We start from the raw sequence: 14299 nt of genomic DNA on the forward strand, positions 1-14299 counted from the left end.
TCCCGCGGGCGGACGGCTGAGACATTGGGGAATTCATGCGGCGACGGGTGTTCGAGTTACGAAATGCGGTCCTGCGGCAGTTCGCCGCCTCGTTGGCCGTTTCCTCCCTTGTCCTTCTGGCCGGCCTCGACGGTGCCTCCGCCCAGAGCGGGACGCCCGCCCCCGACCAGGGCAAGGCCGCTGCCCAGCCTGCCGACGCCGCCAAGGACGCCACCGCCCAGAACCAGCGCCGCACCGACGAATTCGCCGAGGCCGCCCAGGCCATCAACGGGCCGGCCGGCAATCCCGAATGCGTCTGGCTCGGCCGGCGTGTGGTGCGGCTGATGTGGCGGGATGACCTCGATACCGCGTTCCGCCATCTCGACCTTTATGATCGCTTCGGCTGCCCCGGCGGCCACATCCAGGCTGCGTTCCGCTGCCTGACCCGCTTCGGCGCCCAGATCGATCCCAAGGTCGCCGAGACCCTGGACAGCCGCGTCCATGCCTGCTGGATCAATCCAGCCGCCCAGCCGCAGCAGGCGGCGGCTGCAGCCTCCCAGCCTCCGGTGCCCACGACCGGCAATTCGCAGCCACCCCAGCCGCCCGCCAGCCCGGCACCTGCGGCAAGCCCCTCGCCCGCGCCCCAGAAATAGCCGCGATCGTTTCACCTGTCGTTCAGGAACGATCGGCGATAGCTGGGGTTGGCACTGCCGCTCCCAAAAGGCCATGCCCTCATAAGGACATGAGGCCATGACAGTTGAGAAACCGCGCGGCAGAGGTATGCTCCCTTTGCCGCGGACTCGGTCGGATCTCGGGGTCGGATCCGCAGCCCTGCCATTTCAGCCCCTATTGGTTTAGCCGCGATGCGCGTTGTCGCCGCCGTTCTGTTGCTCGTGTCCGTCCTTCACGCCGGCATCTGGGGAGTCCTGCGCGACCGGGAACCCGCGCCTGATTTCAAGGGCCTGTTGCCGAGCGTCTCCTACGCGCCGTTCGAGGGCTCGGCCCATCCTGATATCGACAACATTCCGACCATCGAGAAAATCCGCTCAGACCTGAAGACGCTGTCGACGATGACGCGCGCAATCCGCCTCTATTCGTCGACGGGCGGTGTGGAGCTGGTGCCGCCGATTGCCGCCGAGTTCGGCCTCAAGGTCACCGTCGGCGCCTGGATCGACAAGGACCCTGACCGTAACGAGCGCGAGATCAAGGCCGCGATCGAGCTCGCGCGCAAGAACAGCAACGTCAACGGCGTCGTCGTCGGCAACGAGGTGATCTACCGCGGTGAGCAGAAGGTCGAAGACCTCATCGAGATGATCAAGAAGGTGAAGAGCGCGGTGCGCGTGCCCGTCACCACCGGCGAGATCTGGAACATCTGGCGCGACAATCCCGACCTTGCCTCCAACGTCGATTTCATAGCCGCGCACGTGCTGCCCTATTGGGAGAACTTCCGTTCGGACCAGGCGGTCGATCAGGCCGTCGACCGCTACAACCTTTTACGCAATTTGTTCCCGGGCAAACGCATCGTGATCGCCGAGTTCGGCTGGCCGAGCGCGGGCTACAATTTGCGCAACGCCGACCCGGGCCCGTTCCAGCAGGCGCTGACGCTGCGCAACTTCGTCAGCCGTGCCGAAGCCATGGGCATGGAATACAACATCGTCGAAGCGATCGATCAGCCCTGGAAATATTTTGAAGGCGGCGTCGGTCCGTACTGGGGCATCCTCAACGCCAGCCGCGAGCCGAAATTCGCCTGGACCGGCCCGGTCGAAAACCCTGATTATTGGAAGCTGATGACGATCGCGCTGCTGGTCGGCATCCTGATGTCGTTGCCGATCCTGCGGCTGGAGCAGCCGACCGCAAAACAGGCCTTCCTGCTGTCGGCCACGGCCAACGGCGTCGGCGCCTGGGCCGCGACCGTGTTCGCATTCTGGAACGGCCATTATTTCATCTTCGGCTCGGCCTTCGCGCTGACGCTCGGCATGATTCTCCTCGTTCCTCTCGTCCTCATCGCGATGGCCCGCATCGACGAGATCGCGGCCGTCGCCTTCGGACGGGCGCCGCAGCGGCTGCTCACCAAGGGCAAGGCGATCGAGAACGTGCCGGAGAATTACTATCCGAAGGTCTCGATCCATATCCCTGCGTATTACGAGCCGGTCGAGATGCTCAAGCAGACGCTCGATGCGCTGTCGCGGCTCGACTATCCGAACTACGAATGCGTCGTGATCATCAACAACACGCCGGACCCGGCGTTCTGGCAGCCGATCCAGGATCATTGCCGCGCGCTCGGTGAGCGCTTCAAGTTCATCAACGCCGAGAAGGTGCAGGGCTTCAAGGCCGGCGCGCTGCGCATCGCCATGGACCGCACCGCCGTTGACGCCGAGATCATCGGCATCCTCGATGCCGACTATGTCGTCGAGCCCGACTGGCTCAAGGACCTCGTGCCCGCCTTCGCCGATCCGCGCGTGGGCCTGGTGCAGGCGCCGCAGGAGCATCGCGACGGCGACCTCTCGATCATGCACTACATCATGAACGGCGAATATGCCGGCTTCTTCGACATCGGCATGGTCCAGCGCAACGAGCTCAACGCCGTCATCGTGCACGGCACGATGTGCCTGATTCGCCGCGCCGCGATGGACATGGCCGGCGGCTGGTCATCCGACACGATCTGCGAGGACTCCGATCTCGGCCTGGCGATCCAGGAGCTCGGCTGGACCACCCACTACACCAATTATCGCTACGGCAAGGGGCTGCTGCCCGACACCTACGAGGCCTTCAAGAAGCAGCGTCACCGCTGGGCCTATGGCGGCCTGCAGATCGTGAAGAAGCACTGGCGGCAGTTCCTGCCCGGACGGAGCCGGCTGACGCCCGACCAGAAGCGCGAATACGGCCTTGGCTGGCTCAACTGGCTGGGAGCCGAAAGCCTCGGCGTGGTCGTGGCGCTGCTCAACCTCGTCTGGGTGCCGATCGTCGCCTTCGCCGATATCGCCATTCCCGACAAGATCCTGACGCTGCCGATCATCGGCGCCTTCATCGTCTCGCTCGCGCACTTCCTGTCGATGTATCGCGCCCGCGTCGCGATCAAGCCCGGCCAGATGCTGGGCGCCATGATCGCCGCGATGAGCGTGCAATGGACGGTGTCGCGCGCAGTCGCGCAGGGCCTGATCACCGAACACATTGCGTTCGCGCGCACCTCCAAGGGTGGCCTCTCCAGGATGTCGATCGAGTTCCAGGCGTTCTGGGAGGCCGTGATCGGCGTCCTGCTTCTGGTCGGCGCCGGCGTGCTGATCGCCTCCAACTCTTTCCGGCAGATCACCGAAATCTATATCTTCGCCGGAGTCCTGGTGCTGCAGAGCCTGCCGTTCCTGGCCGCGGTTGCCATCGCGATCCTCGAGCTCAGCCGCATCAACTCGTTCCAGTTCTGGCGCGACAGCGCGATCCGCACCGCCGAGCTGATCGGCCTCCGCCCCGTCGCCCTGCCGGGGCCCGGCAACGCGCAGGCCGTGCCGAGCGAAGTGCGACGGGAGGCGAACTGAGGGGCGGATCGGGCCGGTGGCCCGACGCTTAAGAGACATGCCAGGGGGGCGTCACGAGTCCGGCAGGATCAGCACCCGTCCTCGCCTGCCGGTCTTAACGTGATCGAACCCTTGTGCAGCGTCCGTCAGGAGCACTCGCGGGCCCATCGGGAGAAAGATGCGCCGCCGCTCGACCAGTTTTCCCAGCTCGCTCAACGCAGCCGCTTCGGGCTTGAAGATTGTCCAGTGGTAGTTTTGCACGCGCTTCGGCAAGGCGGCGCGGTGGCTCCGCTTGTCGGACATCGTCTTGAGCGCGCCGCGTACCCAGCCGAGTTCATCGAAATTGCCGAGGAGCGGATGCACCGTTGTGGCATGGCCGAACGCACCGTCGTGAAGGCAGCCGAGCAGCAGCCGATCGAGTTCCCAAGACGCGAAATTAAGCGTCGCATCGAAAGTTCGCGAGAGTGATGCGAACGGCTTGCCCGTGCTGTCGATCACGACACGGGCGCCCGCTTCCCGGCAGGCCGGGAAATCCTGCGGCCGTGCGATGGCCGCAACCGTGGCTCCCCAGGTGGACAACATCTGCAGCGCCAGCGTCCCAAGGCCGCCGGCGGCCCCGAGGACGAGCACGCTTTTTCCGCGAGCGTTCTGCGGCGTCAGTCCGGCACCACGGACGGCAAGCCACATGGTGACGAAGCTGTAGGGAAGCGCTGCGAGCGCCTGAAGGTCACCCTCCGGCGGAGCCGGCAGGAGATGCGCAGCCTTGACCAGCACATGGCTCGCATGGGTGCCATCAGTCGACGGTGGTTTCGTGCCGTACACGCGATCGCCAAGCCTGAAGGCGCTGACCCCGCTTCCAACGGCCGTGACGACGCCCGCTAAATCGTTACCGAGCACCATGGGAAACTTGCCGGCACCGAGCAGCGATAGCAGCCGCCGGCCGTATCCCTGCGCGCGTCGCACGTCGATCGGATTGACCGACGCAGCCGTCACCGCGACCTCGACCTCATCAGATCTCGGCTTTCGGCGGAGAACTCGCTGGATTTGCAGGCGGCCCTGCGCCGATGGCCCCAGACACAGCAGGACTGCGCGGGAACTCGCTGGCGCCGGCTCGCAGCTTGGGATGATTTGAGTTGTTGCGACCATTTACCAATCGACCACTTCGAACTTGAAGGCATAGAGCTCCAGCCTTGCACGAAGGGCCGCGGCCCCCACACCGGCGCGGACGCGCATCACCCTTCCCACTCGGGGGCTACTTTCGAGAGCCATCCCGATGATGGTTGACCCGACGTTCTGTGCCTCGCCGCGAACAGCAGCCTCGATCTCACGTTGCTGAAGGGCCGGCTTGAAGACCTTGCCGATCCCGGTCACCGGCAGCGACGGCACGATCTTCACGTGCTTGGGGATCGCCGCCCGCTCGGGAACGTGAGCCGCCGCAAAATCCATCAGTTCGTTGTCCTCGACGACAACGCCCGGCTTGAGCTGTACATAGGCGACTGGGACCTCGCCCGCATACGGGTCGGGGCTGCCGACAGCGGCAGCCATCGCGACCGCGGGGTGTTTGGACAGCGCATCCTCGATCAGCTTCGGATCGATGTTGTGCCCTCCTCGGATGATCAGCTCCTTGCGCCGGCCAGCAAGCCAGAAATATCCCCGGTCATCCTGACGTCCGAGGTCGCCGGTGTTGAGCCAGCGCCTTCCCTCGATATCGATCCAAAGGTCCTTGTTCTGCTGCGGATCGAGATAGCCCACAAACACGTTGGGACCGCTGATGGCGATCGTTCCGATCTCGTCGACGTCCGCCATTCGGACAAAGCGTCCGACATCGTCGAGGATGACGACGCGCATCTGCTGGTATGGCAGGCGAAGGCCTATCGATCCGGCGAGGCGCTTGCCCTCCGGTGGGTTGAGGCAGGAGATGCAAGTCCCCTCTGTCAGCCCATAGCCCTCAACGATCTTGAGACCGGTCTTGGCCTCGAACGACTCGATCAGCTTGGCCGGCATCGGCGCGGCGCCGCAGATCGCATATTCGAGGCTGGACACGTCGTTGTCGCCGACCGGCACCTCCAGCAGGGCGGCGTAGACGGTCGGCACGCCGGAACACGTCGCGATACGGTGATGGGCGGCAATCTCCCAGAAGCGCGCGATCAGGTTCTTGCTGCGGTAGCCCTCGGGCGTTGCAAGGAGCACATGCTGACCCTGCATCCATGGCAACAGACCGGTCACGAGCTGAGCGTTGACGTGAAACAGCGGCAGGCCGCAAAAATATGTCCGCGGCTCTTCGAACGCGCCGAACACTTGCGCCGCGGCCCAGGCATCGAAGACTTCATTGCCGTGCGTGCGCACCGCAATCTTTGGCGCGCCCGTCGTGCCACCGGTGCAGAAATAGGACGAGACCGAATGGTCCGTGATCGTCCGCGGCACGACCAGGTGATCGGCAGGTTGCGCCAGCATCGCCGCGCGGAAATCCACGACCTTGAAGTCGGCATTCGGCAAGCCCGGGGCGGCGGCGGCCGTCGACGCACCGACGCCTCCTTCGCGATAGGTCATCGCGTCGACCAGCGCGACCACTCGCAGCTCGGACAGCGTCGAAAGACGAGGCGAAAGCTTGCTCCATAGCTCGGCGCCCGCCGCCGGCGCGAGCGTCACCAGCACCCGCACCTTGGCGGCGCGAAGGATCTCGACGACCAGGTCCGGCTCAAGCAGAGGATTGACCGCAAGCACCACGCCCGCGGCCTCGCCGCCCCAGATCGTGAAATGCGTTTCCGGCAGGTTCGGCAGCACATACGCGACCGGGTGGTCAGTGTCGACGCCAAAAGCCTGAAACGCGTTCGCGGCCCGGGTGATTTCCGCCAGCAGCTCTGCATAGCTCCATGTCGAGGCGCGCTGATAGTCGTCTGCGGACAGAAAGAAGGTCAGCGCCTTGCGGTCGGGCCACCGCTGAGCGCCGGCCCTGAAGACCTCATAGGTCGTCTGTGGCAAGCGCCGCGTCGCGAGGTGCTCGGCCTCTATTCTCTGAATGTCAGCAAGATCTCGCACCGGCATGGGACACCTTCGTTGCAGTCGTGAGGAGGGAGCCGATGGCGGCTCAGCGTTGCCACTGACGGCCCGGGCGCGCCATGCTGTTCTTAAGTGCCAACAGCAGCTTCACCCGCGCCTTGTCCTTGATGGACAACTTCAGGACCCGCCAGAGCCGCGCCGGCGTCATGCGGGCATCGATGAAGTCATCGGGCAGATCCGGTCCCCATTGATAGAGACCGCCGCGGTCCATCAGGTGGTATCCCGCCGGCTGCGCGGCGTCGAACAGATCCCCGTCGGCATAATGCTCGTGCTTCTGCCCCCAGGGATCGCGCCAATAGTCGAAAATCTGGCTCCCCAGCAGGTGGCGGCCCACGCCCCAGGCGTGACGGTAGGGCTTTGCCATCAGCACTTGCTGGCCCATTTCTACGGCGTCCAGATCGACGACCTCAAATGCGACGTGATCGACCTTGGATTCCATTCCCATGGCAATGAAGACCGTATGATGGTCGGTCGGCTCGCTTCCTCGGTCGAGGCGGGTGAACGATCCCACCGGCGTACCGTCGGCAAGGCACATCACATCCGACGGAATGAAACCGAATGTGTCCATGTACCAACGTACGCTGCGGTTGAAATCAGGGGTCTCCAGGACGAGGTGCCCGAGCTTGGTCACCTGTGGCGGCTCCAACTTCGGTCGCTGCGTGTCATTGACGCGAACGGTCAGGCTCGGCGCGTTGTGCAGGATCTGGGCACGGACCACCAGCGGCTCGCTCTCCACAAAGCCGTGGTGAACGTGGACCGCGACGCCGTCGGGATCGCGCAGGTGGACGACCGCGCCGCCGCCCGGCCCTGGCGCCCGTTCGACACGGCTGCCGAATCTGCGGGCCAACAGCTCGAGGTCCTCGGCGTTCGGCACCGACAGGCCCATGCCAAGGAAGCGCGCATTGCGTCCGCGCGTGACGCGGTAGATGTAGGGCGCCGTCCCCGTTCCCCGCATGAACAGCTCGTTCTCGCTCCTCATCGCTTGAACCAGGCCGAAGTCGACGAGGTATCGCTCGGTCATATCGAGATCGGGGCGCTCGAAATGTGCGTAGAGAAGCTGCTTGGCCTTGACGAGAGGCGACGCACTTCGTGGCAACGCGATGGCGCCGGGACCGCTCTTGAGCACACCGTTAGACATATTTGCCTCCTTGGCTCAGGCCGCGATTGGCGCGGCGACATCGAGCGACTGCTCGAACGCGGTGAGAACCTGCAGATCGCTTGCCTTCATATTGAGCCGGCTCGCGATGAAGCGATCAGGCCGAACGAGAACAGCGCGCACTGCATGGCGCTTGAGCCACGTGTCGAACGCGGCGTCATTGCATTGCAATTCGAGCGTCTGCGGCCACTCTCTGCGACCATTGATGCAGACTGAGCGGACGCCCAGCACACCAAGAATGCTACGATCCCGCGCCGAGAGCATCGTGATCGGGTCAACGCCGACGCCGAGCACCATCCATTGATGACAAGCCTGGAAGGTATCCAGCGGGAACGAGCCTTCCAGCGTCGCGACGGTGGGTTGCAGCATCATCTGCCCGACCAAGCCATCGCTCCCGGTTGCGGTCAGCAGGCTGCGGCCGATCGCCGGCGGCGGCACTACACCACCGCGGCCGATGAAGGCGCGGAACGCACGCGACATATTCAGGCAGGCCAATACTGCGTCGCGGAAGGCGGCTGCTACACGGTTGGTCGGCATGATGATGGCGCCGAGCCTGCGCGACACCTCCACCATCTTGCGCACAACTGGCGCGCGTTCCTGCTGATAGCTGTCGAGGATCGCCTCCTTTGCAAATCCCTTGAGAACGGAAGAGAGCTTCCACGCGAGGTTGACGGCATCTTTCATGCCCCCGTTCATGCCTTGTCCGGCGAAGGGCGGCATCAGATGGGCTGCGTCACCGGCGAGAAAACCGCGGCCGTTGCGCCAACGGTCGGCAACGCGCGCGTGAAAGGTATACACGGCCTTGCGCTCGATCTCGACCTCGCGATATCGCGTGCTCTCCACGATCAGCTTGGTGATCAGGTCATCGTTCTTCAGCTCTTCCTCGGTCTCGCCCGGTAGCTGCATGAATTCCCACCGGACACGCTCGCCAACGGCCGGCAGTTCGACGCGCGGGCGGCTTGGATCGCAGTAGAAGCTGATCTGGTTGACCTGATGTCCCCTGACGATGGCATCAACGACCAACCACCGCTGCGCGTAGGTCGAGCCGACCAGCTTGGCCCCGAGCAGATCGCGCATCCGGCTCGTGCCGCCATCGCAGCCGACCACGAACTTCGCGCGCAAGCTGGCCGGTCCACTGCGTGTCGTGATCGACAGCACGGCATCCTCATCCCCCTGCAACAGGCTGGTGACTTGATGGCCGAACAGCACCCTCACTGTCTCGAACCGTTCCAGCCCCCTGAGCAGGACCCGCTCGAAATCTGGCTGGTAGAACGTGCCGAGCGACGACTGGCCGTAAGGTCCTTGGGCCGGCATGTCCGCCTGCAGCAAGATGCGACCTCGGGAATTGAGATGGCGGACATGAGGGTTCTTGATAAGCCCCGGCTCAATGTCTCCGAGCAGCCCGATCAGCGCGAACAGCCGAAGCGTCTCCGCGTCATAGGCGATGGCTCGCGGCAATCCGAGCAGGCCTCGATTGGCCTCGAGGACAGCAAGCTGTATCCCGGCAGCCCCGAGCAGATTGGCGACCATCAGCCCGACCGGCCCTGCGCCGACGATCGCAACTTCGACATCCCGCAGCGGCACCCGCGCCGCCATGCTTTCCACAACCATGAGCTCCCTCGCCACCGCGTCGACAGGATCGACAATTATTGTTAGACATGATAGTCAAAACGACTAAATCGTCAATATGAGATTGTCGTCGCCGGACGAGATCCGACAACCGTCTGTACCGGCACCGGAATTCGGCAAGCTCTGCGACAGCCCGTGAGACGGAGGAAGCCATGGCAACCAATCTGGTACGTTTCGAAACAGGTGCTGGTCCCCGCTGGGGCGTGGTGACGGGGACGCAGATCGCGCCACTGTCGGGCGACTATCCGAACACTGCCGCTCTGATCGAGCGAGGCGAAGCGGACTGGCGCGAAGCCTCTGGCCGGACCACGCGGATCGCCCTTGCGTCGGTTGAGATTCTATCGCCGGTGACCACACCGGCCCGGCTCTATTGCCAGGGTGCGAACTACCGTCAGCACATGATCGAGTCCGGCATGGATCCCGATTCCAAACCGTTCAACATGTTCTTCACCAAGGCCGACGCCTCGGTTTGCTCCGCCGGCGATGCGGTGCTCCGGCCCGCGCACGTCAAGCTCTTGGACTACGAGATCGAGCTCGCGCTGGTCTTCCGCCGCTCGATCACGTCTGCCATCACGGTCACGCGCGAGACGCTTGCCGACTATGTGTTCGCGATCACCATCGCCAACGACCTCAGCGCACGTGACGTGCAGTTGCCGCAAACGCAATTTTTCAAAGGCAAGAGCTACCGTGGGTTCTGCCCGATCGGACCGTGGTTGACCGTTCTGGAAAGAGAGGAGTTTCCCGTGATCGACCAGCTCGCCCTCGAGCTGGACGTCAATGGGGCTCCACGGCAGCGCGACACCACCGCCAACCTGGTGTTCAAACCGGCCGAGACCATTTCCGAGCTCTCCACCTTCGCCAATATCGCTCCCGGCGATGTGTTGTTGACCGGCACACCGAGCGGCTGCGCGCTTCGTATCCCGCCTCCGCCGATTCGCAAGCTGGTTCAGTTGCTGCCCGACCGGAAGTTCTGGAAGCTATTTCTCGCCGCCCAGGCGCGAAGGCCGCAGTACCTCAAGCCGGGGGATCGGATCAGCGCACGCATTCTCAGCCGCGACGGCAGGATCAATCTCGGAGAGCAGCTCACCGAAATCGTCGGGCCTTGAGCAACTCGCAATTCTAGGCCGTTGACGCACGGCGAACCCGGCCCTTCGCCCTCCCCTTGAGCTTCTCCGTGCCTTGCGACAGCTTCGGCAGGTGCGCCAGCGCGAATTCGATCTGGCGTGCGTCGGCATCGATCGCACGCAGAATTGCCGCAATCGCGCCTTCGCGGTGACGCGAAGTCAAGCGGCCTTCGGCGATTGCACCGAGCACCTGGAGCAGGATGCCGACCACGACTTCCAGACCGAGTTCGGAGCTGATGGAGCTGGTCCCAGGCAGGCGTTTCACATGCTGCTTGATGTCTTCGAGCAGGCGCCGACGGGCGACCTCGCCGACATTCGTCGCGGCTATGGCCATTCGAGCCGTCACGGCAGCCCAGCGGGCATCGGCAAGTGCCCGATCGAGGAAGCAGCTACAGCCGTAGGCGATGCGCAGCGTCGGCTCGTCGATGGAAAGCCGGACTGGCTGCAGCAGGTCGTCTATGGCGGAGACCAACTCGTCGGCGACCGCTGCGGTCAACTCGCTCAGGTCCTTGAAGTGAACGTAGAACGTTCCCTTTGCAACGTCCGCTTCCCGCACGACATCGTCAACCGTGATCGACTCCACAGCCTGCCGGGCGAAGAGCGCGTTCGCGGCAGCAATGAGCTGCGCCCGAGTTCTTGCTCGTTTCTCGCGGCCGATTTCGGCACGACGGATTGGGTCGATATTGGCCATCTGGCAGCAGCGTTCCGACTTTGATTTGTTCAATAAGTCAAAATGACCAAACCGTCTAGGTATGCCATTTCCCGGTCCTGCCGCGCCGCGCGGGACGAGGTGATCCGGTAAGCGCGCCAGCAACGTCGCCAAGCCGGGGTCAAGCATCGAGAAGATGGAATGCCGCAACTGATCGTTCGAGATCAAGGCTGGTGAAGGCAGGGCCGCGTCCAGGGTCAACGCCGGCGGACAGTTCGAGCAGCAGCAGGCCATGTTCAATGACATTGCCGCTCCACCGGAGCAGGCCTGGTGCGACGCAGCGGAAATGACACCCGCCAAACAGGTTCAAAACCCCGGCCTAAGCGCTGGAAGCGGCAACAAAAACCCCGCTTCTGCCGCGAGTTTCGGCAGCCACTCCCGCTATTGACCTCAGCGCCTCATCCCCCTACACAGCGCGGGCCGAAGGCATGATCCGGAAACAGCCGGTTTTCCCCGCGACGCAAACTGAAGCGCAGCGGCAAGACATGCTTCTCGAATGTCCGAAGACGATGGCGATCTCGCAGCCATCAGCGGCCATGGGAGCGCGTAGCTCAGCCGGTAGAGCACGTGACTTTTAATCACGGGGTCCTGGGTTCGAGCCCCAGCGCGCTCACCACTTAAGTCATTGTCAATAAACAAATCTCCGAGTTCGCGGGCGTGTCAGGAAGTAGAGGTGGGTACAAACTGCTTGCCGCTGGGTACAAACTCGGTTCTCAACTCGTTCTCGACAGCTTGCTGGTTACCCTGCTGAGTGCAACTGTGGCGCGCTTCCCTCCTGAGTCTCACGTCCTTTTCCTGCAAGATCATGATCGAAATTGATTTGAACGCGCGCGTGTTGCCCGAAGAGCATAACGTTTTCGTCGTGCGCCCAGGCAATAGCTATGGGCTGTTTGCAGAGATCACACAGCAAAATGTCCTGCTGTTAGAGCTCCCAGCGCTCGGGTTTGAAAGCGGAACGCGCCCCGACGACGATGACCTCCGACGGCGCGTAAACCGGTCGCGCGCCCTGCGCGCCTGGTACGGCGGCACCCTCGACGAGAACCTAAAGCCCAACCTCGATCTAGCGACCTATTCGGCCACGGAAGGAGGCCCGAGTACCGCCCAGCTCGCGGCACTGGTCCGTACCTTCTTTGAGCGGATGAAACCTGGCGACCTGGTCGTTGTACCACCCAAATCCTACATGGAGGATGCTTGGATTGGCGAGATCGCTAGTGAGAGCTACGTCGTCGAGCCGGTCAAAGTTGCCCGTCTGTATGGTGACGAGATCTTATCGGGTCGAGCCGTCCGTTGGATCACCCGGATTCCGAAGCGGGACCTTCCCTACGAAATCCTTGACGCACTGCAAAAGCCTAGTGCGGCCTTTCTCGTTGAGCGATCCCTACGCAGCAGGTTTTACAAGGTTGCTTATGGCAACTACTCGATCAGTGATTTCTATTCCGCCAAATTCGAGGTCACGGAAGCGGACTTCGACACCGTCGATGACGTCTTGTTGCAGGCCTTCTTCAACTTCGTTGCGGCTAACACCAGGGCAGTCCAGGAGCCCGGTCAGCATGTTCTAGGGTTCGGGGCTGCCGCTTTCAAAGATTCCGGGGATTTCATCCCCAAGCTGCAGACCAATGTGAACTCGCCGGGTGACATTTCCCTGGTCAGCAAGGTGATTACCCCGCTTGTTGCGTCTGTGCTATTCCTTCTAGCCGTAGACGTCGGACCGTCGGCCAAGGCCGAGGCCGAACAAGGGACCCTGGTTTTACGGAACAGTAAGGCTGCTGAGAACGATCCCTGCACCGCGAAGGTCTTTGAAAGTTCGATGCAGATACTTAAATTGCTTAACTTGGATGATTGGCCTGAGGCCTGCCAGCGCGCGCAAGAGGTCGCCAAGAAGACTGGGCTGAAGAGCCCCGCGCGGGTCGAGAAGAGGCAGTGATCATGAAAAAGCTTGTGGAATGGCTGCGAGTCCACCTTCTAGCCGCGCTTACCGCCACTGGGCTGGTGGGAGCTGCTGGCGGGGCTGTCATTAACGATTTCACAAGTTGGCGAAACGCCAACCGCGACTTTCTGAAGGCTCAGACGGAAGCAAGCCTGAAGGCAGATCAAGATCTGATCGATATCTTGCGGAAATTTTCAAACAAGGCGTTGGGTAAAGAAACGACGACGCCTGATGATCTAAAGACCCTCCAGGCGAATATCGCCAAATCCTACTTGGTTGCCTCGGCTCTGAAGGATCGAATACCCAGCCTAAAGACCGACATTGACGGATATGCAGACGCGCTGTTTGCCTTACAAAAGACCGCGGAAAAGATGACGGGCCCAGCCGATGCGCAGGCCTTTGTTGAAGCTGTCTCAGCGTTCGGCAACCGCCGGCAGACGTTCCAGAAACGGATTGCCGGAATCCAGACAAGCTGGCCTCTGTAGGCCCACAACAAACATCTCGGTCATGATCATCCCCGCTATGAGCGCGATGGGATGTTCGACCCCTTATGCGGTATGACCTCCGCCGTCATGATCGTCCTGATCCCCACAATCGATGTGTGGCTTGGCCTCTGGGCCCGGTTTGGCAGGCGGCTCGGGTGATGAAGCTACCATATGCCCTGGGAGGGGCGTCGCCACCACTCAGTAGCCGTACGTCCCTCGCATGCTTGAACCAATAAATCCGGCGGCTCCGTAGAACATCCCATAACTGATCCAGAACCAGAGATAATACCCAATCCCGAGCAGTGTTTTTCGAAAGCCGCCCCACTCCGACCAGAAAGTGGTATCGCGCATATATTTGTTAACGTCCTCGGTGGCAGCTCGCGTGCCTTCCTGCATGATCTGCTGAAAATCGATGTGCTTACGATCGCGGAAGCGATCGAGCAGCTTTTCAAAGATCAGTCGATCGGTAAGCGTACTGTGCCATTGCTGGTTCGAAGATGCGGCATTGATCGTCACGATTACCTCGCCCAGGTTCCACGACACTACGTCAATCAGAAAGACGAGCGTTGCCAGGATTGTCCCTGTTTTTTCGTCTCGCTGGGCAAACGCAGCGATGGCCACAAAGAAAAATACAGTCCAACGGAAGGCTCCCACGGCCCAAGCCCTGTGAACTGCAACCGGTGTAACGCTCATGTAATTTGCCCCCTATTCTTTTTACGGG

At 62.5% G+C, this 14299-nt stretch carries 11 protein-coding genes and 1 tRNA gene; 6 read left to right on the forward strand and 6 right to left on the reverse strand.

All coding sequences use genetic code 11. From position 1 onward, the window contains the following. Positions 1 to 35: 35 nt before the first annotated feature. Together AOQ71_RS31735 and AOQ71_RS31740 are read left to right on the forward strand one after the other, a co-directional pair. Entirely contained in the window at positions 36 to 632 is a 597-nt protein-coding gene (locus tag AOQ71_RS31735) for a hypothetical protein (protein ID WP_057755430.1), read from the forward strand. 210 nt (positions 633 to 842) lie between these two features. Beyond that, the gene (locus AOQ71_RS31740; RefSeq protein WP_057755433.1) at positions 843 to 3509 is read left to right on the forward strand and encodes a glycosyltransferase; all 2667 of its coding nucleotides are present in this window, start codon (positions 843 to 845) and stop codon (positions 3507 to 3509) included. A 51-nt stretch (positions 3510 to 3560) separates the two neighbouring features. Here the strand turns inward: AOQ71_RS31740 and AOQ71_RS31745 are convergent, their stop codons facing one another. Genes AOQ71_RS31745 through AOQ71_RS31760 form a run of 4 tightly spaced genes read right to left on the reverse strand, consistent with a single transcriptional unit; the run spans position 3561 to position 9315 of the window. Next, positions 3561 to 4634, reverse strand: coding sequence for an alcohol dehydrogenase catalytic domain-containing protein (locus tag AOQ71_RS31745; protein ID WP_083514627.1), 1074 nt, complete (start codon positions 4632 to 4634; stop codon positions 3561 to 3563). Continuing rightward, complete coding sequence (locus tag AOQ71_RS31750) at positions 4635 to 6533, reverse strand: acyl-CoA synthetase (RefSeq protein ID WP_057755439.1); 1899 nt, start codon at positions 6531 to 6533, stop codon at positions 4635 to 4637. It lies immediately after the preceding gene. A gap of 43 nt (positions 6534 to 6576) precedes the next feature. Continuing rightward, positions 6577 to 7686, reverse strand: a complete 1110-nt coding sequence (locus AOQ71_RS31755; protein ID WP_083514628.1) for a VOC family protein — start codon at positions 7684 to 7686, stop codon at positions 6577 to 6579. Positions 7687 to 7701: 15 nt separating this feature from the next. Then, entirely contained in the window at positions 7702 to 9315 is a 1614-nt protein-coding gene (locus AOQ71_RS31760; protein ID WP_057755444.1) for a bifunctional 3-(3-hydroxy-phenyl)propionate/3-hydroxycinnamic acid hydroxylase, read from the reverse strand. Positions 9316 to 9485: 170 nt separating this feature from the next. Between AOQ71_RS31760 and AOQ71_RS31765 the strand changes: the two genes are divergently transcribed. After that, positions 9486 to 10439: a fumarylacetoacetate hydrolase family protein gene (locus AOQ71_RS31765; RefSeq protein WP_057755447.1), complete on the forward strand. Its 954-nt coding sequence runs from the start codon at positions 9486 to 9488 to the stop codon at positions 10437 to 10439. A gap of 13 nt (positions 10440 to 10452) precedes the next feature. Here the strand turns inward: AOQ71_RS31765 and AOQ71_RS31770 are convergent, their stop codons facing one another. Continuing rightward, entirely contained in the window at positions 10453 to 11412 is a 960-nt protein-coding gene (locus AOQ71_RS31770; RefSeq protein ID WP_245317285.1) for a TetR/AcrR family transcriptional regulator, read from the reverse strand. A 294-nt stretch (positions 11413 to 11706) separates the two neighbouring features. On the opposite strand from AOQ71_RS31770, the gene AOQ71_RS31780 reads away from it, so the two are divergent. The 3 genes from AOQ71_RS31780 to AOQ71_RS31790 all read left to right on the forward strand — a co-directional run bounded on the left by AOQ71_RS31780 (position 11707) and on the right by AOQ71_RS31790 (position 13578). Then, positions 11707 to 11782 (forward strand) — tRNA-Lys (locus tag AOQ71_RS31780). 189 nt (positions 11783 to 11971) lie between these two features. After that, positions 11972 to 13090 carry a hypothetical protein gene (locus tag AOQ71_RS31785; protein ID WP_057755452.1) on the forward strand — a complete coding sequence of 373 codons (1119 nt, stop codon included), beginning with the start codon at positions 11972 to 11974 and terminating at the stop codon, positions 13088 to 13090. Between the two features lie 2 nt (positions 13091 to 13092). Beyond that, the gene (locus AOQ71_RS31790; RefSeq protein ID WP_057755455.1) at positions 13093 to 13578 is read left to right on the forward strand and encodes a hypothetical protein; all 486 of its coding nucleotides are present in this window, start codon (positions 13093 to 13095) and stop codon (positions 13576 to 13578) included. Positions 13579 to 13776: 198 nt separating this feature from the next. On the opposite strand, the gene AOQ71_RS46085 is transcribed toward AOQ71_RS31790, so the two are convergent. Beyond that, positions 13777 to 14271: a hypothetical protein gene (locus AOQ71_RS46085; protein WP_162268431.1), complete on the reverse strand. Its 495-nt coding sequence runs from the start codon at positions 14269 to 14271 to the stop codon at positions 13777 to 13779. Between the last annotated feature and the right edge of the window lie 28 nt (positions 14272 to 14299).

The sequence above is a fragment of the Bradyrhizobium manausense genome, assembly GCF_001440035.1.
Taxonomy (GTDB): domain Bacteria; phylum Pseudomonadota; class Alphaproteobacteria; order Rhizobiales; family Xanthobacteraceae; genus Bradyrhizobium; species Bradyrhizobium manausense.

Bases quoted from the DNA above. Each gene is read 5' to 3' on its own strand.
- AOQ71_RS31750 (WP_057755439.1), bottom strand. From the start codon at position 6,533: ATGCCGGTGCGAGATCTTGCTGACATTCAGAGAATAGAGGCCGAGCAC.
- AOQ71_RS31760 (WP_057755444.1), bottom strand. From the start codon at position 9,315: ATGGTTGTGGAAAGCATGGCGGCGCGGGTGCCGCTGCGGGATGTCGAA.
- AOQ71_RS31770 (WP_245317285.1), bottom strand. From the start codon at position 11,412: ATGTCATTGAACATGGCCTGCTGCTGCTCGAACTGTCCGCCGGCGTTG.
- AOQ71_RS46085 (WP_162268431.1), bottom strand. From the start codon at position 14,271: ATGAGCGTTACACCGGTTGCAGTTCACAGGGCTTGGGCCGTGGGAGCC.
- AOQ71_RS31785 (WP_057755452.1), top strand. From the start codon at position 11,972: ATGATCGAAATTGATTTGAACGCGCGCGTGTTGCCCGAAGAGCATAAC.
- AOQ71_RS31790 (WP_057755455.1), top strand. From the start codon at position 13,093: ATGAAAAAGCTTGTGGAATGGCTGCGAGTCCACCTTCTAGCCGCGCTT.
- AOQ71_RS31735 (WP_057755430.1), top strand. From the start codon at position 36: ATGCGGCGACGGGTGTTCGAGTTACGAAATGCGGTCCTGCGGCAGTTC.
- AOQ71_RS31745 (WP_083514627.1), bottom strand. From the start codon at position 4,634: ATGGTCGCAACAACTCAAATCATCCCAAGCTGCGAGCCGGCGCCAGCG.
- AOQ71_RS31740 (WP_057755433.1), top strand. From the start codon at position 843: ATGCGCGTTGTCGCCGCCGTTCTGTTGCTCGTGTCCGTCCTTCACGCC.
- AOQ71_RS31765 (WP_057755447.1), top strand. From the start codon at position 9,486: ATGGCAACCAATCTGGTACGTTTCGAAACAGGTGCTGGTCCCCGCTGG.
- AOQ71_RS31755 (WP_083514628.1), bottom strand. From the start codon at position 7,686: ATGTCTAACGGTGTGCTCAAGAGCGGTCCCGGCGCCATCGCGTTGCCA.